The sequence below is a fragment of the Nocardia sp. CNY236 genome, from assembly GCF_000482385.1.
Classification (GTDB): Bacteria; Actinomycetota; Actinomycetes; order Mycobacteriales; family Mycobacteriaceae; genus Nocardia.
The window spans coordinates 160,939-182,323 of sequence record NZ_AXVD01000002.1 but is presented as its reverse complement, the minus strand read 5'-3'; the positions used below and the strand labels follow the sequence as shown (position 1 = coordinate 182,323).

General features: G+C 63.7%; 21 protein-coding genes and 1 tRNA gene. 16 read left to right on the top strand and 6 right to left on the bottom strand.

Annotated elements, in window-relative coordinates:
* Positions 1-24 precede the first annotated feature (24 nt).
* Together K940_RS0102700 and K940_RS0102695 are read right to left on the bottom strand one after the other, a co-directional pair.
* A complete protein-coding gene (locus K940_RS0102700; RefSeq protein ID WP_028476247.1) occupies positions 25-1,023 on the bottom strand; it encodes a sigma-70 family RNA polymerase sigma factor in 999 nt (332 codons plus the stop codon).
* A 108-nt stretch (positions 1,024-1,131) separates the two neighbouring features.
* The gene (locus K940_RS0102695) at positions 1,132-1,914 is read right to left on the bottom strand and encodes a crotonase/enoyl-CoA hydratase family protein (RefSeq protein WP_028476246.1); all 783 of its coding nucleotides are present in this window, start codon (positions 1,912-1,914) and stop codon (positions 1,132-1,134) included.
* Positions 1,915-1,974: 60 nt separating this feature from the next.
* On the opposite strand from K940_RS0102695, the gene K940_RS0102690 reads away from it, so the two are divergent.
* On the top strand, positions 1,975-3,624 hold the full coding sequence (locus K940_RS0102690) for an acyl-CoA synthetase (RefSeq protein ID WP_028476245.1): 1,650 nt from the start codon (positions 1,975-1,977) through the stop codon (positions 3,622-3,624).
* Positions 3,625-3,751: 127 nt separating this feature from the next.
* Here the strand turns inward: K940_RS0102690 and K940_RS0102685 are convergent, their stop codons facing one another.
* Both K940_RS0102685 and K940_RS0102680 read right to left on the bottom strand, forming a co-directional pair.
* On the bottom strand, positions 3,752-4,846 hold the full coding sequence (locus K940_RS0102685) for an acyl-CoA dehydrogenase family protein (RefSeq protein WP_028476244.1): 1,095 nt from the start codon (positions 4,844-4,846) through the stop codon (positions 3,752-3,754).
* Positions 4,847-4,866: 20 nt separating this feature from the next.
* Positions 4,867-6,060 (bottom strand): acyl-CoA dehydrogenase family protein, encoded by a 1,194-nt coding sequence (locus K940_RS0102680; protein ID WP_028476243.1) that lies wholly within the window; start codon positions 6,058-6,060, stop codon positions 4,867-4,869.
* A 154-nt stretch (positions 6,061-6,214) separates the two neighbouring features.
* On the opposite strand from K940_RS0102680, the gene K940_RS0102675 reads away from it, so the two are divergent.
* The 12 genes from K940_RS0102675 (at position 6,215) to K940_RS0102620 (ending at position 17,640) form a co-directional block, all read left to right on the top strand.
* Entirely contained in the window at positions 6,215-6,403 is a 189-nt protein-coding gene (locus K940_RS0102675; RefSeq protein WP_028476242.1) for a ferredoxin, read from the top strand.
* A 43-nt stretch (positions 6,404-6,446) separates the two neighbouring features.
* Positions 6,447-7,349: a 3-oxoacyl-ACP reductase gene (locus K940_RS0102670; RefSeq protein ID WP_036527298.1), complete on the top strand. Its 903-nt coding sequence runs from the start codon at positions 6,447-6,449 to the stop codon at positions 7,347-7,349.
* A 272-nt stretch (positions 7,350-7,621) separates the two neighbouring features.
* Positions 7,622-8,386 (top strand): ABC transporter permease, encoded by a 765-nt coding sequence (locus K940_RS0102665; RefSeq protein WP_028476240.1) that lies wholly within the window; start codon positions 7,622-7,624, stop codon positions 8,384-8,386.
* A gap of 58 nt (positions 8,387-8,444) precedes the next feature.
* A complete protein-coding gene (locus K940_RS0102660; RefSeq protein WP_196812079.1) occupies positions 8,445-9,242 on the top strand; it encodes an ABC transporter permease in 798 nt (265 codons plus the stop codon).
* Between the two features lie 86 nt (positions 9,243-9,328).
* Complete coding sequence (locus K940_RS0102655; RefSeq protein ID WP_051406836.1) at positions 9,329-10,462, top strand: MCE family protein; 1,134 nt, start codon at positions 9,329-9,331, stop codon at positions 10,460-10,462.
* Positions 10,459-11,487: an MCE family protein gene (locus tag K940_RS0102650; protein ID WP_028476237.1), complete on the top strand. Its 1,029-nt coding sequence runs from the start codon at positions 10,459-10,461 to the stop codon at positions 11,485-11,487. The genes K940_RS0102655 and K940_RS0102650 overlap by 4 nt, the downstream gene beginning before the upstream one ends.
* Positions 11,484-12,545, top strand: a complete 1,062-nt coding sequence (locus K940_RS0102645) for an MCE family protein (RefSeq protein ID WP_028476236.1) — start codon at positions 11,484-11,486, stop codon at positions 12,543-12,545. The genes K940_RS0102650 and K940_RS0102645 overlap by 4 nt, the downstream gene beginning before the upstream one ends.
* Positions 12,542-13,813 (top strand): MCE family protein, encoded by a 1,272-nt coding sequence (locus K940_RS0102640; protein ID WP_028476235.1) that lies wholly within the window; start codon positions 12,542-12,544, stop codon positions 13,811-13,813. The genes K940_RS0102645 and K940_RS0102640 overlap by 4 nt, the downstream gene beginning before the upstream one ends.
* Positions 13,810-15,069, top strand: a complete 1,260-nt coding sequence (locus K940_RS0102635) for an MCE family protein (protein WP_028476234.1) — start codon at positions 13,810-13,812, stop codon at positions 15,067-15,069. The genes K940_RS0102640 and K940_RS0102635 overlap by 4 nt, the downstream gene beginning before the upstream one ends.
* A complete protein-coding gene (locus K940_RS0102630) occupies positions 15,066-16,463 on the top strand; it encodes an MCE family protein (RefSeq protein WP_028476233.1) in 1,398 nt (465 codons plus the stop codon). Before K940_RS0102635 ends, K940_RS0102630 begins: the two co-directional genes overlap by 4 nt.
* A complete protein-coding gene (locus tag K940_RS30645; protein WP_051406811.1) occupies positions 16,460-17,158 on the top strand; it encodes a hypothetical protein in 699 nt (232 codons plus the stop codon). The genes K940_RS0102630 and K940_RS30645 overlap by 4 nt, the downstream gene beginning before the upstream one ends.
* Positions 17,155-17,640: a hypothetical protein gene (locus K940_RS0102620; RefSeq protein ID WP_036527295.1), complete on the top strand. Its 486-nt coding sequence runs from the start codon at positions 17,155-17,157 to the stop codon at positions 17,638-17,640. The genes K940_RS30645 and K940_RS0102620 overlap by 4 nt, the downstream gene beginning before the upstream one ends.
* Before the next feature lie 37 nt (positions 17,641-17,677).
* Here K940_RS0102620 and K940_RS0102615 read toward each other — a convergent pair whose 3' ends face one another.
* Positions 17,678-19,225: a trehalose-6-phosphate synthase gene (locus tag K940_RS0102615; protein ID WP_036527292.1), complete on the bottom strand. Its 1,548-nt coding sequence runs from the start codon at positions 19,223-19,225 to the stop codon at positions 17,678-17,680.
* A 100-nt stretch (positions 19,226-19,325) separates the two neighbouring features.
* Positions 19,326-19,496, bottom strand: a complete 171-nt coding sequence (locus K940_RS32830) for a hypothetical protein (protein WP_196812078.1) — start codon at positions 19,494-19,496, stop codon at positions 19,326-19,328.
* Between the two features lie 211 nt (positions 19,497-19,707).
* Between K940_RS32830 and K940_RS0102605 the strand changes: the two genes are divergently transcribed.
* The 3 genes from K940_RS0102605 to K940_RS0102595 all read left to right on the top strand — a co-directional run bounded on the left by K940_RS0102605 (position 19,708) and on the right by K940_RS0102595 (position 21,151).
* Positions 19,708-20,541, top strand: a complete 834-nt coding sequence (locus tag K940_RS0102605; protein WP_028476230.1) for an alpha/beta fold hydrolase — start codon at positions 19,708-19,710, stop codon at positions 20,539-20,541.
* Between the two features lie 185 nt (positions 20,542-20,726).
* Positions 20,727-20,969, top strand: coding sequence for an MbtH family protein (locus tag K940_RS0102600; RefSeq protein WP_011207082.1), 243 nt, complete (start codon positions 20,727-20,729; stop codon positions 20,967-20,969).
* A gap of 110 nt (positions 20,970-21,079) precedes the next feature.
* Positions 21,080-21,151, top strand: a tRNA-Thr gene (locus K940_RS0102595).
* The last annotated feature ends 234 nt before the right edge of the window (positions 21,152-21,385 follow it).

Genomic DNA, 21,385 nt, shown 5'->3' with positions numbered 1-21,385 from the left:
CGGTGAAGTCCGGATCGTGCCGGGTCAGGCGGGCTCTCGAAGGTCCGGCGCGAGACCGAACTGTGGGAAGAGCCGGTCGGTATCGAGGAAGAAGTTCAGCCCCGCGATGCCATTGCCGTCGAGTTCCAGCACGATGATCGACCACGCCACCCGGACACTGGGATCGATGCCGGGCTTGTACTGGCCGAAGGCCGGCAAGCCATTGGCACCGTGCAGGGGGACGAGTCGCGAATCGCGGCACGCGCTTCCGGCGCCGAGCATGAAGGCGGCCACGTCCTGGGGGCCGCGAATCCAGAATGCGTAGGGCGGCATGGACATCGCCACATCGTGTTTCAGCAGGGCGGTGAGTGCGTCCATGTCGTAGGCTTCGAATGCTGCGACGAAGTTGTCCACCAACTCCCGTCGCCGAGGGTCGGCCAGGTGGTGGTCGTCGGTGATCGTCGGCGCGATGTCGGACATGGTGGCCCGCGCTCGCTGGAGGGCGCTGTTCACCGACGCGGGTGACAGCGTGAGTGCCTCGGCGGTCTCTTTGGCGGAGAAGCGCAAGACCTCACGCATGATCAGGATCGCACGTTGTGTGGCGGGCAGGTGCTGGCAGGCGGCGACGAATGCCAGACGAAGCCCGTCCTTGGTGCTGGCGTGCTCGGCTGGATCGGCGCCGAAGGAGAGTGCGTCCGGGATGGGCTCGATCCACAGGTAGTCCGGCCGTGGCGCGGGTACGGTGGAACCCGGTTGCGACGGGCTGGACAGGTCCATCGGCCGCGCCCTGCGTTGCACGCCGCGAAGCATGTCCAAGCACACGTTCGTGGTGATCTTGTACAGCCAGGATCGAACGCTGGCCCGACCTTCGAACGAGGCGTAGGACCGCCACGCGCGCGTGAACGCCTCCTGCACAGCGTCCTCTGCCTCGAAGGTGGAGCCGAGCATCCGATAGGCATACCCGCACAACTCTGTGCGATGGCGCTCGAACGCGGCGCACACATCCGGAGGGTGCGCGGACGGCTTGTCGGAAGGGTCGACCATGGGGTCACCCTGCCACACGCCACCGACACGAACTGGCTCTTCAGGGCGCCGGCCGACGAAATGAACAGTGGAGGCGGGCCTGCCCGCGCCGTGCGCTGCTCGGTGCTCTCAGCTGCCGGTGAACGTGGGCTTGCGCTTCTCCGCAAACGCTTTCGGGCCCTCTTTGGCATCCGTCGACCGGAACACCGCCATGCCGAGTTCGGCGTCGATCCGGAAGGCGTCGTTTTCCGGCATGGCCTCGGTCTCCCGGATGGTCCGGAGGATGGCCTGCACCGCGAGGGGACCATTGGCGGCGATCTTCTCGGCGAGCTCCAGCGCTGTGTCCAAGGCGGTGCCGTCCGGCACCACATGCCCGATCAGGCCGATCTCCTTGGCTTCGCCCGCGGTGATGTGCCGACCGGTGAGCAGGATGTCCGCTGCGACGGTATAGGGGATCTGGCGTACCAACCGCACCGCCGAGCCTCCCAGCGGGAACAGGCCCCAGCGTGCTTCGGAGACACCGAATTTCGCGCTCTCGCCGGCCACGCGGATATCGGTGCCCTGCAGGATCTCGGTACCGCCTGCGATCGCCGGGCCCTCGACGGCCGCGATCAGCGGCTTGGTCAGTCGGCGGCCCTTGAGTAGAGCCTCGATCGTGGACAGATCCCAGCCGCCGCCGGCAAACGAATCACCCGGGTGTTGGGCGGTCATCGCCTTGAGGTCTGCGCCCGCGCAGAATGCGCCGCCCGCGCCGGTCAGGATCGCCACGCGGATATCCGGATCGTTGTCCACCTGGTCCCAGGCGTCGCGCATGATCGACATCATCTCCGCCGACAGCGCGTTGCGCGCTTCGGGGCGGTTCATGGTGACGACGAGAACATGGTCGCGCTTCTCGACGAGGCAGTGCGGCATAACTGATTCTCCTGACTTCGAACCTTGTCAAAAACAGTAACACGTTCTATTTTTGTAAGTGTGAGCTACAACATAGCGGACCTTGTCGAACATGCCATCGACCTGATGCCCGAACGTGTCGTTCTGGCTGACGGCAGCCGCGAGATCACCTACGCCCAGTTGGAAGAGCGGGCCAACAAACTCGCCCACTATCTGCGAGAACAGGGAGTCCATCCAGGCGACAAGGTGGGCATCTACTCACGCAACACCATCGAGGCCGTCGAGGCGATGGTCGCGATCTTCAAGGCGCGGGCCGTGATGATCAACGTCAATTATCGCTATGTCGAGAACGAGTTGCAGTATATCTTCGACAACTCGGACATGGTCGCGTTGATTCATGAACGTCGCTATAGCGACAAAGTCGCGGCGGTTCGTCCGAAAACCCCGGCACTGCGCACCGTCGTTGTCGTGGACGACGACACGACGGGCACGATTCCGACAGCCGCGGATTCGGTGGAATACGAGTCCGCGCTCGCACAGTCGTCGGAGACGCGCGATTTCGGCGAGCGATCTCCGGACGATCTGTACATGCTCTACACCGGTGGCACCACCGGCATGCCCAAGGGCGTGATGTGGCGCCAGGAGGACGTATGGCGCGTACTCGGTGCGGGCATCAACTTCGTCACCGGTGAATACGTGCACGACGAATGGGAATTGGCAAAGGTCGGCGCGGGCAGCCCGGCCATGGTGCGGTTTCCGATCCCACCGATGATTCACGGTGGCTCCCAATGGGCCACCTTCCACAGCTTGTTCGGTGGCGGCAAAGCGGTGATGATCCCAGAATTCTCCGGGCACGGGGTGTGGCAAGCCGTCGACGAACACAAGGTCAACCTGATCTTCATCACCGGCGACGCGATGGCGCGCCCGATGCTCGATGCCTTGGTCGAGGGGAACCCGCAGACGGGTGCACCGTACGATTTGTCGAGTTTGTACGTGATGGCCAGTAGCGCTGCGCTGTTCTCGCCAACGCTCAAGGACCGCTTCCTCGAACTGCTGCCCAACCGGATGATCTCGGACTCGATCGGCTCTTCGGAGACCGGCTTCGGTGGTCTGGCCGTCGTGACCAAAGGCGCGACCCACACGGGAGGTCCCCGAGTGAAGATCGACGCCTCCACCACGGTGCTCGACGAGGGCGGCAATCCTGTGCAGCCCGGTTCCGGCGTGGTCGGGGTCTTGGCGCGGCGTGGTCATATTCCACTCGGCTACTACAAGGACGAGGCGAAGACTGCCGCGACCTTCAAAGAATTCAACGGGATTCGCTACGCCATCCCCGGTGACTATGCCCGAGTCGAGGAGGATGGCACGGTCACCATGCTCGGCCGGGGATCGGTGAGCATCAACAGTGGCGGTGAGAAGATCTTTCCAGAGGAGGTCGAAGGGGCACTCAAGACGCACCCGGAGATCTTCGATGCCTTGGTGGTCGGCGCCGAGGACGACCGGTGGGGCCAACGGGTCGTCGCTGTCGTCCAGTGTCGCGGCGAGATCCGACCTACGCTGGAGGAATTGCGTCCTGTGCTCACTCAGGAGATCGCCTCCTACAAACTGCCCCGCAGTATGTGGTTCGTCGACGAGATCAAACGCTCACCGGCAGGCAAGCCCGACTATCGCTGGGCCAAGGAACAAACTCGAGCGCGTCCCGCGGACGACCAGGTCGACGCCGGTTCCACATAGGAGGATGTTTCGGCGGCTGGCCTGCGCGTGGCGCCCGACCGACTGGGGCCGGCGGGTGCACTACCTACCGGCCCCGGCGAGAGTGTGCCGGCCGGGTGGCCACTCGAGCAGAAGGTGGCCGACCCGGCTAGGTGGCCAGCTGAGCGCCGATCGCACGAAGATGGTCGGTGCCCGGGCCGAGGGCGAACTCGTTGTGTTTGGCGGCCGTGAAGTAGTTGTGCACGATATGGTCACGGTCGATGCCGACGCCGCCGTGCACGTGGACTACGGTGTGCGCCACCCGATGTCCCGCGTCGGCTGCCCAGAATTTCGCGGTGTGCACTGCTTCGGCCGCGGGCAAATCCTCCGCCATCAGCCATGCGGCCTGGGTCACCGCCAGCCGCAGACCCTGGACATCGATATATGCGTCGGCAAGACGCTGAGCGACGGCCTGGAAGCCACCGATCGTCTTGCCGAACTGTTCACGTTCCTTCGCGTACGCGGCAACCAGTTCGAGGGCTCGTTCCAGTGTCCCCAGTTGCAGTGCGCTGATTCCGAGCCAGGCTCGGGTAAGGATCCAGTCCAGAATCTCTGTGCCGGCGGCAACGGCGCCGAGCAATTCGCCCGGTGTGTCGGCCAGCTCGACCCAGAACTCAGGGCTGTGGTCGACGTTCTGCTGGGCAGTCACCTTTGCCGCTGCGGGGTCGACCGAGAAGACCGCGGTGGTTCCGGAGACGGTGGCAGGAATCAGCATCCGCTCGGCTCGATTCACATAGGGCACTGTGGTTTTGACGCCGGTCAGTCGCCAGCCTGCGGCCGTCTCGACCGCCGTGGTCGTCGGTTTCGCGGGCTCCCAGTTGTGCTCTTCGGCCAGAGCCACCGTCAGGATGACGCTGCCCGCGCCGGCGCGAGCAGCCAAGTCCTGGTGCGCCGCGGCGCCGAAACGGGCCAGCGCGCCCGCGCCCAGGACGACCGACCACAAGTACGGCGCCGCCGCCAGGTGCGAGCCCAGTTCCCGCAAGATGGCCACCTGTTCGAGCGGGCCGAGGTCGTTGCCGCCAACCGACTCGGGCAGTGCCGCTGCGAGTACTCCGGTCTCGGCCAGCGCGTTCCACACCTGTGGGTCGAACCGTTCCTCGGCGGTGTCGAGTTCACGCAACCGGTCGGCGGTGACCAGCTTGCCGCACACCTCGCCGGTCAGCCGCGAAAGGTCCAGTTGTGCTTCGGTGGGGGTGAAATCCATGGTGGTCTCCCTGTTTTCGATCAGCGCGCCGCAGCCGGCTGGCCGAGGGCGGTCATGGCGATGATGTCGCGCTGCACCTCGTTCGTGCCGCCGCCGAAGGTCAGAATGAGTGCTGCGCGATGCATGCGCTCGAGCCGTCCACGCAGCTGCGCGCCCGGGGAGTCCTGGCGTAGATAGGCGTGTGGCCCCAGCACTTCCATGAGCAGTCGATAGGCCTCGGTGGCCAGTTCGGTGCCGTATACCTTGCAGGTCGAGGCGTCCCACGGCCGTGGCGCCGCCTCGCCGCCGGCGTCGGCGCGGCTGGCGATCTCCCAGTTGAGCAGTTTGAGATAGTCGACCTTGGCGTGTACTCGGGCGAGATTGAGTTGCGCCCATTGCTGGTCGATCACACGAGAGCCGTCGGCGGCCTTGGTGGTACTCGCCCATTCGATCGTCTGGCGCAGTGCGAGCGTCAACGGCGCGGCCGAGGTGAGTGCGACGCGCTCGTGATTGAGCTGGTTGGTGATCAGCGCCCAGCCGCCGTTCTCTTGGCCGACCAGCGCGTCCGCCGGTACCCGGACATCCTGGTAGTACGTTGCGCTGGTGTCGGGGCCTGCCATGGTGTGTACCGGAGTCCAGGAAAATCCCTCGGCGCTGGTCGGCACGATGAGCATGCTGATGCCCTTGTGCTTCTTCGCCGTCGGGTCCGTGCGCACCGCCAGCCACACGTAGTCCGCGTAGGCGATGAGACTGGTCCACATCTTCTGGCCGTTGATCACATAGTCGTCGCCATCGCGCACGGCGGCGGTGCGGAGGTTGGCCAAATCGGTGCCCGCGCCCGGTTCGGAGTAGCCGATGGCGAAGTGCAAGTCGCCGGCAGCGATCTTGGGCAGGAAGAACGTTTTCTGTTCCTCGCTGCCGTAGTGCATGATCGTCGGTGCAACGGAGTTGATGGTCAGGAACGGCACCGGCGCGCCTGCGATCGCGGCTTCGTCGGTGAAGATCAATTGATCCATGGTCGGCCGGTTCTGGCCGCCGTATTCCTCGGGCCAGCCCAGGGCCAGCCAGCCATCCCGACCCATCTGCCGGACGACTTCGCGATAGACGTTGCCGTGTCCATACTCGCCGGTCTGTGCGCTCAACGCCTCCCGACGTTCGGGAGTGATCAACTGTGCGAAATAGTCGCGCAACTCCGCGCGTAGCTGCTCCTGTTGCGGCGTGTACGCGATGCGCATGGCAGTACCTCGGCCTTCGTCGAATCGGGGTTCATCCGATCATTGCATATAGACTGAAACATGTTCCAGTATCGCTGGACAATCGAGTTCGTGGCACACCAATGGGGCGCGATCGTTGTAGGCTTTGTTCCAGAGTGGTGGTAAAGGAGTTGTCATGAAGGTCAGTGTCGATCCGGACCAGTGCGAGGCGAACGGAATCTGCGTCGGAATCGCCCCCGACGTGTTCGAACTCGACGACGAGGATGTCTTGCACATTCACAGCGCCGAGGTGCCCGCCGAACGGCTCGCGGACGTGGAGGATGCTGTCGCTCAGTGCCCGAAGGCGGCGCTCCGCTTGGAGTGACCGATCCTTGTCCTAATGTGAAACACGTTCTAAAGTCGGCCGCGTGAGCAATGATGTGAACCTTGCGGGTCGAGTAGCGATCGTGACCGGCGCCGGTGCCGGATTGGGGCGGGCCGAAGCGCTCGCGCTCGCCGGCGCCGGCGCTTCGGTCGTAGTCAACGATCTGGTGGAGTCCGACGCGGTTGCCGACACGCTCGCCGCGATCCGAGCCGTGGGCGCCAAGGTCGAGTTCGTGGCGGGCAGTATTGCCGAGCGGGCCACAGCCGATGCGCTGATGCGCACTGCCGAGGAGTCGTTCGGGTCGATCGATATCGTGGTCAACAACGCCGGTATCACTCGAGACCGCATGCTGTTCAACATGTCCGACGAGGAATTCGACGCGGTGGTGGCGGTGCACCTGCGGGGGCATTTCCTGTTGTCGCGCAATGCTGGCGCGTACTGGCGGGCCAAATCCAAAGATGCGGGCGCCCCGGTCTATGGCCGACTGGTCAACACCTCCTCCGAGGCGGGGTTGCTCGGTCCGGAAGGTCAGGCCAATTACGGCGCCGCCAAGGCGGGCATAACCGCACTGACCCTCTCTGCCGCGCGGGCGCTGTCACGGTACGGCGTACGCGCCAACGTGATCGCCCCGCGGGCACGCACTGGTATGACCGCGGAAGTGTTCAGTCCTGCCCCCCAGGGGCAGGACGATCCGCTCTCGCCCGACCATGTCGCACGATTGGTCGCGTACCTGGCATCTCCTGCCGCCGATGCGATCAATGGGCAGTTGTTCGTCGTCTATGGGGGAATGGTGGCGCTCATGGCGGCACCGGTCGTCGAACGTCGGTTCGACGCGACGAGTGGGCGATGGTCGACCCGAGATCTCGCCGATACGCTCGGCGGCTACTTCACCGATCGTCGTCCGAATGAGACGTTTTCGGCATCGTCGCTGATCGACTTGGGTTGAGGGCCGTAGCGCGTTCGCGATCTACGTTCCAACTGTTGATCATGTGATCGGCGCTTGGTAGACATGGGGATGGGTATGTTCCACTTCACAAAGGTGGGATCATTCTCGGGTCGAGCTGGTTTCAATTTTGCAGGCCATCTTTCCGGTAATTGCACGTCAAAAGTATGGAAATTGCACCCAAGGCTTGCTGAACGTGTTCTAATCGTTGCGGCGGTGGACCGTGCGGAGAGGCGCGAGGGTCGCATGTGCCGGTCGAGCAAGGAGGATCGCGGATGAACGAGGTCCTTGCCGTGCCGTTGCGAGCTGTCGGTGGATTCTTCGAGCTCGTTGCCGAGGTGGCCCGTTCGGCCGTGCGCAGGCCGTTTCAATGGCGTGAGTTCACCGACCAGTCTTGGTTCATCGCTCGAGTGTCGATCATGCCGACATTGCTGGTGGCCATTCCGTTCACCGTTCTGGTCACTTTCACGTTGAACATTTTGTTGCGCGAGATCGGCGCAGCCGACCTCAGTGGCGCCGGGGCAGCTTTCGGTGCGGTCACGCAGATCGGACCGATCGTCACCGTGCTCATCGTCGCCGGGGCCGGTGCTACCGCGATCTGCGCCGATCTCGGAGCACGTACCATTCGCGAGGAAATCGACGCCATGCGGGTACTGGGTATCAACCCGGTACAGCGTCTGGTAGTGCCGCGAGTACTCGCATCGATGTTCGTCGCGCTGATGCTCAACAGTTTGGTGTGCACCATCGGAATCGTCGGCGGGTTTCTTTTCTCGGTGTATTTGCAGGATGTGAACCCGGGCGCGTTCGTCAATGGCATCACGCTGCTCACCCACCTGCCGGAGCTGGTCATTTCGGAGGTAAAAGCCGGGCTGTTCGGGCTGATCGCGGGGTTGGTCGCCTGCTACCTGGGCTTGAACGTCAAAGGTGGACCCAAGAGTGTCGGTGATGCAGTCAATCAAACCGTGGTTTTCGCCTTCATGGCTTTGTTCGTGGTGAACGTGGTGGTTACCGCGGTCGGTATCGAGTTCACGGCGCGGTGACATAGTGGCTTTCGTTATTGCATCCCGCTTCCCCCGCGCTGTCCGACGTGTGCGCCGGATGTCGGACTCGTTGGACACGGTGGGCCAACAGGCGGTGTTCTACAGCAAGGCGATAGGAGCCGTGCCGCGCGCATTGGTGCACTATCGCACCGAAACCATCCGGCTGATCGCGGAGATCAGCATGGGTACCGGCGCGTTGGCGGTCATCGGCGGCACGGTGGTGATCGTCGGATTCCTCACCCTGTTCGCCGGCGGCACCATCGCCGTGCAGGGCTACAGTTCATTGGGCAATATCGGAGTCGAAGCGCTCACCGGATTCTTTGCGGCATTCATCAACGTCCGCATCGCCGCGCCCGTGATCTCCGGTATCGGACTGGCCGCTACGATCGGAGCCGGCGCAACCGCGCAGCTGGGGGCCATGCGTGTCGCCGAAGAAATCGACGCGTTGGAGTCGATGGCAATCCGCCCGGTGCCGTATCTGGTCGGTACCAGGGTGCTGGCCGGGATGATCGCGATCATCCCGCTCTACGCGCTGGCGGTGATCGCCTCGTTCTTGGCGAGCCGATTTGCCACAGTGGTGATCTACGGACAGTCCGCGGGGGTGTACGACCACTACTTCTCGACGTTTCTCATTCCCAGCGACATCCTCTGGTCGTTCGCCCAGGCGATTTTCATGGCTCTCGCGGTCATGATGATTCACACCTATTACGGCTACAACGCGGCAGGCGGACCGGTCGGTGTGGGTATCGCGGTAGGTAATGCGGTACGGACCTCGCTGGTCGCGGTGGTCACCGTGACTCTGCTCATCTCGCTGGCCATCTATGGCACCGCGGGCAACTTCCATCTCTCCGGGTAAGCGACATGGCGGAATCGAAGCATACGGAAGGCCGTCTCCTGCGGGCGCTGCGCGGCGGACTCGGTCTGAAACTGGCTGGCGCGGCAATGATCCTGGTGCTGGTCGCGGTCGTGGCGGTGGCGCTGACGATGTTCGTCGGCGGATTCACTCCTACGGCGGCGGTGACGGTCGAGGCGCCCCGCAGTGGTCTGGTTCTCGACCCGGATGCCAAGGTCAAGATTCGTGGCGTGGAAATCGGCCACGTCGCCTCGGTCGACTACACCACCGATGCCGCGGAACTGACCTTGGCGATCGATCCCGACCAGCTGAAGCTGGTGCCGTCCAACGTGGACGTCGACATCAGGTCCACCACTGTCTTCGGCGCGAAATACGTCAACTTCGACGTTCCAGAAGAACCCGCTGCCACGTCGCTTCAGCCGGGTGCGACTCTCTCCGCGCAGCGGGTGACCGTGGAGTTCAACACGCTGTTCCAGGATTTGTCCGACGTGCTGGCAAAGGTCGAGCCGGAGAAGCTCAATGCGACGCTGTCGGCATTGAGCACCGCGCTGCAGGGCCGCGGCGAGAAACTCGGCGACCTGCTCGTGCAAACCGACGCCTACTTGCGAGACATCAATCCATATCTGCCCACGCTGCAAGACGACCTCGCCAAGACCGGCGACGTCACCAACCTCTATGCGGACACCGTGGCCGACCTGTTACGCATTCTGGACAATGCAACGGTCACGAGTGGAACCCTGGTCGAGGAACAAGGCAGCCTCGACAGTCTGCTGCTCAGCCTCACCGGATTGTCCGATACCACTGGGTCGGTTCTCCGTGAAAACGAGAACGACCTCGTCACATCGTTGGATCTGCTGCGCCCCACCACCGGGCTGCTCGAGGAGTACTCACCCGCGCTCTACTGTTTGTTCGCCGGTCTCGGCGCCGCACTCCCCCTGGGTGAGGCGGTCTTCGGCGGACTGCAGGAGGGTGTCGGCCTGAACGCCGGATTCATGTGGGGCGCTGAGCCCTACACCTATCCGAAGGACCTACCGAAGGTCCATGCGACCGGCGGCCCGCAGTGCGGGGGTCTGCTCGACCGGGTGCCCGACAGCCACTCGGACTATGTCGTCACCGATACCTCGGAAGGTCGCGTGTACACGCCGTCGACGACATTTTCGGTCAACCCGCCGACGATCTTCCAAGTCCTGTTCGCCGGAATGCCAGGAGTGCCGCGCCCGTGAACACTACGTCGAACACCGTCAAGCTGGCCATCTTCACTCTGGTGATGACCCTGATCTTCGCTGGTTTGGTCGTCGTGTTCGGGCAGATGCGATTCGCGCGCGAGAACGGCTACCACGCCGTGTTCACCAGTTCGTCCGGCATACTGCCCGGCGCGAAAGTGCGCATCGCAGGCGTACCGGTGGGCTCGGTCACCTCGGTGAAGGTCGGCAAGGACTATGCAGCCCACGTCGAGTTCGACGTGGACCGGGAATACACGCTGCTCGCCAGTACGCGTGCCGCGATCAGGTACGAGAACCTGGTCGGCGACCGCTACCTCGAGCTGTCCGAGGGGCCGGGTTCGAATCGCATATTGCCTTCGGGTGGCACGATCGGTATCGAACAGACCGCACCCGCACTGGATCTGGATATGTTGCTCGGTGGTTTCCAGCCGTTGCTGCGCGGCCTGAACCCTGCTCAGGTGAACGATGTGACCAATGCCCTGCTACAGATCTTCCAGGGTCAAGGTGGCACTCTGGTGTCCTTGCTCAATAGCAGTGGCGCGTTCGGCAAGACCCTGGCCGATCGCGACGCGCTGATCGGCAGCGTGATCGACAACCTCAACGCGGTGCTGCAAACCATCGATGATCGCGGAGATCAGTTCGCCACGACGATCGCCGAATTGCAGCGTTTGATCAGCGGCTTGGCCGCCGACAAGGATCAGATCGGCGCCGCCATCCCGAGGATTGCCGGGGCCACCGGCGATCTGACCGATCTCCTGGCGCAGGCCCGGCCGGACCTACGGGACACGGTCGAGCAAGCAGGGCGTCTGGCCACCAACCTCGACGAGGGGTCCGACACCGTCGAATGGGTGCTGGAACGGCTGCCGTCGACCTACCGTGATTTGATCCGCGTCGGCGCTTATGGCTCTTTCCTGCAACTCTATGTCTGTTCGACGAACTTCCTGGTGGACGGCCCCGACGGGCAGACTTTGAAAATCAACATGCCAGGTGCCCAGACGACCGGAAGGTGCGCGGACGACCGATGAACCAACGACCATCGACTGCCACCACTATCGGCATCGTGGGCCTCGTACTCGCGGTGGCGGTGGCATTGTCGGCGCTGCAGTTCGGGCAGCTTCCGTTCATTCGCTCCGGCGCAACGTTCACCGCCCACTTCGCCGATGCCGGTGGCCTACTACCCGGCGATCCGGTGCAAGTGGCCGGGGTGCGATCCGGACAGGTCGACACGGTGCGTCTGGACGGCGAGCAAGTGCTCGTCCGATTCACGCTGGACGAGTCCATCGTGCTGGGCGACCAGACTTCGGCGGCGATCAAGACCAATACGGTGCTCGGGCGAAAGTCGCTGGAGGTCGTTCCTTCTGGGTCCGGCGCGCTGCGGCGCGACGACACCATTCCATTGGCCCGCACCACCGCGCCGTATTCGCTGAACGAGGCATTGAGCGATCTGACGGTCACGGTGGAGGGCCTGGATCTCGACCAGGTCGATCGCACGCTCGATACCCTGTCGACCGCGTTTGCCGACACTCCGGCGCCGTTGCGCTCGGCGCTCGACGGGGTCACCGAGCTCTCCCGCAGCATCAACGAACGCGACCGCATGCTGCTGGAGCTGCTGAAGCGGGCGCAGAACGTGACGAAGCTCCTCGCCGACCGTGGAAACGAGATCAACGCTCTGCTCCTGGACGGTAACCAGCTGCTCGGCGAATTGGACCGGCGACGCGCCGCATTGGGCCAGTTGATCGTCTACGTCAACGGTTTGGCCCAACAGCTGTCCGGTCTGGTCGCCGATAACGAGGCTCAGCTGAAACCGGTCCTGGACGAGGTGAATTCGGTGCTGGCGTTGCTACAACGAAACGAGCAGAACATCGCCGATGCGTTGGATGGGCTCGGGCCGTTTGCTGCCGCACTGGGCGAGCAGGTCGGTAGTGGTCCCTATTTCCAGGCGTATGTGGTGAATGCAGCAAGCAAGCTGCTCCAGCCACTCGTGGACGCGTTGGTCTGGCCGGAGCACTTGCCGGACGATCTGGACAGCTATCTGACGCCGTTCCCGTCGATCGAACCCGCGACCGAGGAGCCGCCCCGATGAGCCTGTCGAACGTCCTCCGGAAACCACCACGCGTGGTGCTGGTGTCGATTGCCGCGGTGGTGGCCGTGTTGGTGGCCGCCGGCGTGTGGACCGGCCTGACCCGGATCGGAACCACCGCGGTCACCGCATACTTTCCGTCCACCATCGGCCTGTATCCCGGCGACGATGTGCGGATACTCGGGGTGAAGATCGGCCGGATCGACGCGATCGAGCCGGGCAGCGATCGGGTGGAGGTGCGGATGACACTCGATCGTGGTGTCGACGTCCCCGCCGACCCGCGTGCGGTGATCATTTCGCCTTCGTTGGTCTCGGCGCGCTTCATTCAGCTCGCGCCCGTCTACACCGGCGGTCCCACACTGCGCGACGGCGGCGTGATCCCCATCGAGCACACCGCAGTGCCGGTCGAATGGGACGACATCAAGGAGGAACTGTCCGACCTCGCCACCGCGCTCGGGCCGGTCGGCGACGACGAGCAGGGATCGTTCGGCCGCTTCGTCGAAACCGCCGCCGATAACCTGGACGGCAACGGCCAACGGTTCCACGACACGGTGAAGGAACTGTCCGCCACGCTGACCACCCTGTCCGACGGTCGCGGGGATCTCTTCGGCACTGTGCGCAACCTGCAGAAATTCGTCGAGGTGCTGTCGGCGAGCAACGAGCAGATCGTTCAGTTCGGCGGTCGGCTCGCGTCGGTCTCCTCGGTATTGGAAGGAGTCTCCGCCGACCTCGGCGAGGGTCTGGACAACCTGGAGGTGGCGGTGGCCGACGTGCGCCGGTTCATCGACGGTAGCGGTGGCGAATTGACCGAGGGCGTGCAACGGTTGGCCGACGTCACTCGACTGTTGGTCGACAAACGGCCGGAGTTGGAAAGGGCGTTACACGCCGGGCCGACCGCTCTGGTGAATTTCTATCAGATCTACAAGCCTGCCCAGGGCACGCTGACCGGCGCCATTTCGCTCAACAACCCCGCCGACCCGCTGAGCTTTCTGTGCGGCTCGGTTCAGGCGCTGGAGGTGAACGAATCCGACCGTAGTGCCGACCTCTGCGCACAGTACTTGGCGCCGGTGATCAACAGCCTGAGCATCAACTACGCGCCCTTCTTGAGTAATCCGGTCAGTGGAGTCACCGCGTTCCCCGACCAGCTGCTGTACACCGACCCCGATCTCGAAGCACGGGTGGCGAACCAGACGCCTGCGCAACCGCGACCCATGCCGGTGAGTGTGCCGAAAAGCCCAGCCGAACTGGTGATTCCAGGAGGAACACGATGACGCCCCGACGGATGGGGCGCACGGCCCTGGTCGCAGTGGGACTGGCGGTGACGCTCGGTGTCTCGGGCTGCCAATGGGACGGGTTGAACTCGCTGCCGCTACCCGGCGCCGAGGGCACTGCGCCCGGTTCGTACCAGGTCCGTATTCAAATGCCGAACGTGACGACGTTGACCAGAAATTCCCCGGTACGAATACGCGATGTGGCGGTGGGCACCGTTTCGAATATCGAGGTGGAAGACTGGCATGCACTGGTCACCGTGACACTGAACCCCGATGTCCGCTTACCGGCCAACGCGGTTGCCAAGATCGGCCAGACCAGTCTGTTGGGATCCAATCACGTCGAACTGTCCGCACCGACCGATCAGGCCCCACAAGGACGGTTGGGCCCAGGAGATGTCATACCGCTGTCACGTGCTGGAAGCTATCCGACCACGGAACAGGTGCTGTCCTCGTTGTCGATAGTGCTCAACGGAGGTGGTGTCGCCCAGTTGGAAACCATCACTCGCGAACTCGACGCCGCGCTCACCGGTCGGGAGGACGCCATCCGGGACCTGCTGCCACAGTTGAACGAGCTGACCACGAATCTGGACCGTCAGACCGGCGATATCGTCGCCGCACTGAGCGGGCTGGATCGGCTGAGCGGTCGGTTGGCCGATGAACGCGATGTGGTGGCTGCCGCCGTCGAACAGATCCATCCAGCCTTGACCGTGCTGGCCGACCGCCGGGAGAGCGTGACGCGGGCATTGACCGCGCTCGGCGACCTGAGCGATGTCACGCAACGGATCATCGACACCAGCGGCGACGATCTGAAGGCCAATCTGCGCAGCCTGGTTCCGGTATTGCGGTCGTTGGCCGACACCGGCAACAATCTGACCGAGTCGCTGAAGATGTTGCTCACCTTCCCATTCCCGATGAAATACCTTGATCACGTGGTCAAGGGGGACTACCTGAATCTGTTCATGACAGTCGACATCACGGGGCGGAGGCTGGACTCGAACTTCCTCACCGGAACCTTGCTGGGCGGACAGTTCGGCGGGGTCGAAAGCATGCCCAACATCGTTGCGCCGGACATAGCCACGCAGGGCGGTGACCCGCTCACCGCGCCGCTGCAGCAACCGTCCGCGCCACCAGTGCCGGCTCCGCTGCCGGAACCGACCATCCCTGGACTGCCGCCGATCCCGGGTCTGCCCGCCATTCCGGGTCTTACCGTCCCCATGCCGGGCGCCGTCGAGCCACAGGGGGAGCCGGGACGATGAAACTGAGCCCGTTCGTCCGCACCCAATTGCTGATCTTCTCTGTGCTCACCGTGGTCGGCCTGGTGGTCATGGGCGGGATATATGTCAAACTGCCCGCGATGTTCGGCATCGGCCGCTACGAGGTCACCGTGCAATTGGCGGCGACCGGTGGTCTCTATCCCACCGCGAACGTTGCCTACCGCGGCACGAACGTCGGTGTCGTGGAGGAGGTCCGACTCACGCCGGCCGGAGTCGACGCGTTGTTGTCGATCGAGAGCGATTACACGATTCCCGCCGATGTCGATGCTTCGGTGCGCAGTGTTTCCGCGATCGGCGAACAATACGTCGACTTGGTGCCCGCGCAGGAGGGAACCGGCGGGAACCTGCGGGCCGGCAGTGTGATCCCGGTGGAGCGCACCTCCTTGCCACAGGACGTTGGCGCCCTGCTCGACCAAGCCGACCGACTGCTGGCCAGCGTTGCGGATACCCGGCTACGCCAAGTCATCGACGAAGCATTCCGTGCATTCAACGGCACAGGACCGGACTTGCAGCGGCTCATCGACTCGGCCACGTTGCTGGTCCAGGAAGCGCAGGCCAACTCCGAACCGACCAAGCAACTGCTGGACCAGATCGGCCCGCTCTTGGACACCCAGATCCGCTCGGATGCCGCAATTCGATCGTGGACGGCGGATCTGGCAGCTGTCACCGATCAGTTGCGTGGCCATGATCCGGCGCTGCGCGGCTTGTTGCGCGAAGGGCCTGCCGCACTGGAGCGGGTGCGCGCGCAGATCGACGATCTGCAACCGACGCTGCCATTGCTGTTGATGAACCTGGTCAGTATCGGCCAGGTAGGAGTCATATATCACGCTGGGCTGGAGCAGATCCTCGTGGTGTACCCGCCATTGGTCGCCGCGTTGCTCACTGCGACCCGCGGGCCGCTCGAGTACGGCGCTCTGGTCGACTTCATGACAGTGTTCAACGACCCGCCCGCCTGCACCACCGGCTTCCTTCCACCGGATCAGCGGCGCTCGCCTGCTGAAACCGGCACCCCGGACACGCCCGCGGATTTGTATTGCAAGGTGCCGCAAGACGCGAAGGAGGCAGTACGCGGTGTTCGTAATACACCGTGCGCCGAAGTTCCAGGTGTGCGCGCCCCGACGCCGGAACTGTGTCGTAGCGGGTACATTCCCCTTGGTAACAACCCGCCCTTCGGGCCGCCGGAGCCGGTCGCGCCCGCGAGCGCCTCTCCGGACAATGGCGGCGTGGCGCCGATCGTGGGGCGCGCCTACGACCCCGCTACCGGCATGTTCATCGGGTCCGACGGTCGTACGGTCAGGTATGCGGATGTCGCGCCGGATGGTTCGGCGATCATACCGTCGAGTTGGCAGGAGATGCTGTTGGAGCAGCAACGATGAGTGCAGACAACCGAGCAGGGAACCGCAATCGGCGCCGAGTCGTCCGCTCGTCCGGACCCCCGACGGCCGAAGCGAAAGTGATGTCGGTCACTACTGGTGCGCAGGTCTTCGCCTCGCACTCCCCTTCCGGCCGGGCCACGACCAAGGCCGTTTCAGCGGCCGGTGTCACCGAGATGGTGACACTGGAGAAGCAGTCCGGACCGCAGCGTGGCAGCGGTTACTCACGCATCCTGGAGTTGGCCGCCGTGGTGTTGGTGTGCGCACTCGTATCCGGTGCGGTTCTGTCGGTGTTCGTGACGCGATCGGTGCACCAACGTGACGAATTGCGGGCCGCATACGTGCAGACCGCTAGGCAGGCAGTTATAAACCTCACCAATGTCAACCCCGACACGGTCGAACAGGACTTGGACCGCATGCGCTCCATGACCTCGGGCAAACTGAGGTCCGACTTCAGCAGCGTGACCGGCCCGATGGCAAATCTTCTGCGAGAGATCGGGGCCACCACCACCGGCGAAGTCGTCGAGGCAGCGCTGGAGAGCGCCGACGACCGCTCCGGGCGAGTTTTCGTCGCCGCCATTCAAACATTGACCAATTCCGAGGAGCCTGAGCCGCAAACCAGGAAACACCGGTTCGTGGTGGACGTATCCCACGAAGACGGTAATTTCACGGTGTCGAAGGTGGAACAGGTGCCATGAACAGGATTCGAGTCGACGTCCTTCGTGCAGTGCTCGGCATCGTGGCCATCGTCGCCGCGATCGTCGTTGGCGTGAACGGTTACGGCCTCTGGGACGACCATCTGGTGGAGCGAGCCCGAAAAGAGGCGGTAGCGGCAGCGGGTCGTGCCGTCGAAGAAATGCTCAGCTATACGCCGAACACGGTGGACACCGAGTTGCAACAGGTGATCGACGACAACAGTATCAGTGCATTCCGGGACGAATTCAACAGGTACGTCGAAGAGCAACTGGCTCCGAACGCCAAAGAGGACCAAATCACCAATGTTGCTACCACGCAAGCGGTCGGCGTCGTTTCCGCCAGCCGCGAGCGCGTGGTTGCCTTGGTGTTTCTCAACCAGGTCGCGACCATACGTGATCAGAGCACGATTTCCGGTTCGCGGCTACGCGTGACGATGGTGAGCGTGGACTCGCGTTGGATGGTAGAGGAGTGGACTCCGGTCTGAGTACCGGAGATGGCCCGTGTCGGTCCGGACTGCCGCCTCAGGGCTGGTCTCGGGATTCGGCGTAGGCGTCGTTGGTCAGGAGCGCGCTGCCTGCGACCTGGTCGTTCGCCAACGCGTCCAAGAACGCCCGCGCCCAACGGTCCACGTCATGGGCCAACACCTGGCGACGCAAGGAGCGCATCCGCCGACGCTTGGTGTCCTTGTCGTCGTCCAACGCCGCGACGATGGCATCCTTCACATCGTCCAGATCGTGTGGATTACACAGGTATGCCCGGCGTAATTCGGCTGCGGCGCCGGTGAATTCGCTCAAGACCAATGCGCCGTTGAGCCCACTGTGGCAGGCGACGTACTCCTTCGCAACCAGGTTCATCCCGTCGCGCAGTGGGGTCACCAACATCACATCGGCCGCGACGAAGAACGCCATCAGCTCCTCTCGCGGAATCGGCCGATGGAGGTAGTGCACCACCGGATGGCCGACTCTGGCGAATTCCCCGTTGATCCGTCCGACTTGGCGCTCGATGTCGCCGCGCATCTGGATGTAGCTCTCGACTCGTTCGCGACTGGGTGTGGCCAGCTGGACCATGACGGTGTCGGTCGGGTCGACCCGACCGTCGGCGAGGAGTTCTTCCAGTGCGTTGAGCCGGATATCGATGCCTTTGGTGTAATCCAGCCGGTCCACGCCGAGAAGGATGTTCTTCGGGTTGCCCAGTTCCGCCCGGATCTTCGCCGCACGCTCACGGACCGATCTGCGTCGGGCGTGCTCGTCGAGTTCGGCCGAAGCGATCGAGATCGGGAACGCGCCCACGCGCACGGTACGGAATCCGACTTGGACGACACCGAGTTTGGACCGGACGCCGACCGCGCCGCGAGAGGTCGGTTGTCCGGCCAGGCGACGAGCCAAGTAGAGGAAGTTCTGCGCACCGCCAGGGAGGTGGAACCCGATCAGGTCGGCGCCGAGCAGGCCTTCGACGATCTCGGTCCGCCATGGCATCTGCATGAACAGTTCGACCGGCGGGAACGGGATGTGTAGAAAGAAGCCGATGGTCAGATCGGGGCGCAGCATGCGCAGCATCTTGGGTACCAACAAGAGCTGGTAATCCTGCACCCACACGGTCGCGCCCTTGGCAGCTACCTGGGCTGTGGCTTCGGCGAAGCGCCGATTGACCGTGACGTATGCGCTCCACCACGCCCGGTCGTACACCGGGCGGACGATCACATCGTGGAACAGCGGCCACAGGGTGCCGTTGGAGAAGCCTTCGTAGTACGCGGCCACCTCGGACGCCGAGAGCGGGACAGGATGCAGCTCGAGACCGTCCTCGATGATCGGATCGACATCGACGTCGGGAATTCCCGCCCAGCCGACCCATGCGCCCTTGTTGTTGCGCAGCACTGGTTCCAGTGCGGTCACCAAGCCGCCCGGGCTACGTTTCCATCGGGTGGCACCGTCGGGCAGTCGCTCGAGGTCGACCGGGAGCCGATTGGCAACGACGACGAAGCCGGACCCGGAGGTGGGGCCGGCGAATTCTTCCGTCGGGTCGACTCCAAAGGTGCCTTCGGCATGCTCGGAGTCGTCGGACGGGTTCATCTGATCCACTCACGCATCCTTTGCGCGTTGCGCTATCCCGCTGGAGTCGTGCGCGCGACGTCGCCGTTGGCGTCGAACGAGTTCATGGAAACTATAGAGCCTATTCACCCCTGTTGTTCGGTCCGATACCCAACATCGACAACAACATTCGGCACTCGTCGGCGTCCTCGGCATAGGCGGCGACCACCCGCTGCGCCTGACGCGCGGTCTCGTCGGTGAGTGGCTCGAGATCGTCGTCCGCGATGTCGTTCGCGCTTCCCTTCGCGGCCATATCAGTCCTCTCGGCTCGGTGCGCTGTCTCGTTGGTGCGCTCATGCGTGCGAAAAGTCAATCGTATGCGACGCTGGAGTCCGAGTCTGCCGCTGCCGCCGCACGACACCAACCGCCGGTCACCTCGTTCGGTGTGTGGCGCCCACGGATGCCTATACCGTGGAGAGCGCATACCGTGGAGAGCTCAGCACGAACTCCAGGAAAGGGTCGACATGCCGCTGGCTACCGTGAACGGGATTTCCCTCAACTACCAGGTCAAGGGTGACCGTGCCAGGGGCACCGATGTCAAGGGTTCGGCTCCGCTCGTGGTCATGGTCATGGGTACCGGCAGCCCTGGCCGGGTATGGGAGTTACACCAGGTTCCGGCGCTGGTGACTGCCGGATATCGAGTATGCACGTTCGACAACCGAGGAATTGCGCCGTCCTTCGAGGCAGCCTCCGGCATGACCATCGACGACATGGTCGCCGATACCGCCGCCCTCATCGAGTTCCTGGCCGAGGGGCCGGCGCTGGTCGCGGGCACATCGATGGGTGCGCGAGTGGTGCAGGAATTGACCCTCGCTCGCCCCGATCTGGTACGTAAAGCCGTCTTCATGGCCGGTCACGGGCGACTCGACCAGCTACAGAAGACACTCTCGGCAGGCGAACACGAACTCGATGCCAGCGAAGTGAGACTGCCGCCGAAGTACGAGGCCGCGATGACCGCGGTGATGAACCTTTCGCCTGCCACCTTGGCCGACCCCAATGCCGCGCGAGACTGGCTCGATCTGTTCGAGTTCACCGGCGGACCGGTATCCCCGGGCATCCGCGCTCAGCGCAGGATGGACCACGATTTCGACCGGGTGCAGGCCTATCGCGCTATTCGCGTGCCTTGCCTCGCGGTCGGATTCGCCGATGACCGGATGATTCCGCCCTACTTGTCCCGGGAGATCGCGGAGGCCATTCCGGGAGCACGGTATCAAGAGATTCCGGATGCGGGGCATTTCGGCTATTTGGAGCGACCAGAGGCGGTCAACAAGGTACTATTGGACTTCTTCGCGAGTTGACGGTGAGCGCGAGGTGACGGCACCGTGGGCCGGGATGGAGCCTAGGTAACCGCTCAGGCGTAATGTGTCGCTTGCTAGTGTCGACATAACGCTCGTGCTTCCACGGTGTTTACGGTATCTAGTAACCAGCACCGGGTGAAGCAGGAGCGATCCCGTACATAGCGCCAGTATCCAGTGAGGTGAAATTGAGCACCAACCCCTTCGATGACGAAGACGGCCGCTTCTTTGTCCTGGTCAACGACGAGGAGCAGCATTCGTTGTGGCCGGCTTTTGCCGAGGTCCCGGCCGGTTGGCGGGTCGTGTTCGGTGAAGACAGTCGCGCCGCCTGCGTCGAGTACGTTGAGAAGAACTGGACCGATATGCGTCCGAAGAGTCTGCGCGATGCCATGGCCGCGGACGATGCGGCTCGGCAGGGCGCCCAGTCCTGACCCGCGCCAGTCGATACTGCGCCGGGGCGATCCACTACGCTGTGACTGCGTGACACCGCTACCAGGTGTCACGCAGTCGGCGTGTCCGCTACTATGACAACCGTTTTCCCGCCTCCTTAGCTCAGTGGTAGAGCACTCGCCTTGTAAGCGAGCGGTCGTCAGTTCGATCCTGACAGGGGGCTCTTGGCGAACGGCACCTGGTCCGGGATTTCCCAGGCCAGGAGCTGTTTGTCGTATCCCTGTGACGCCATCCAGTCCGTGGCGCCTGAATCAGGATGCATGAGTGCGCCGAAGGCCGGTGCATGAGTGTGCCGAAGGCTACAGGGTCGGGCTACACCTGACAATCCGCACACGCATCGGCTGGCCGCGGCCAGCGATGGCGAGGTGGATCTTGGTGCTCGGCCGCCCTGTGACCC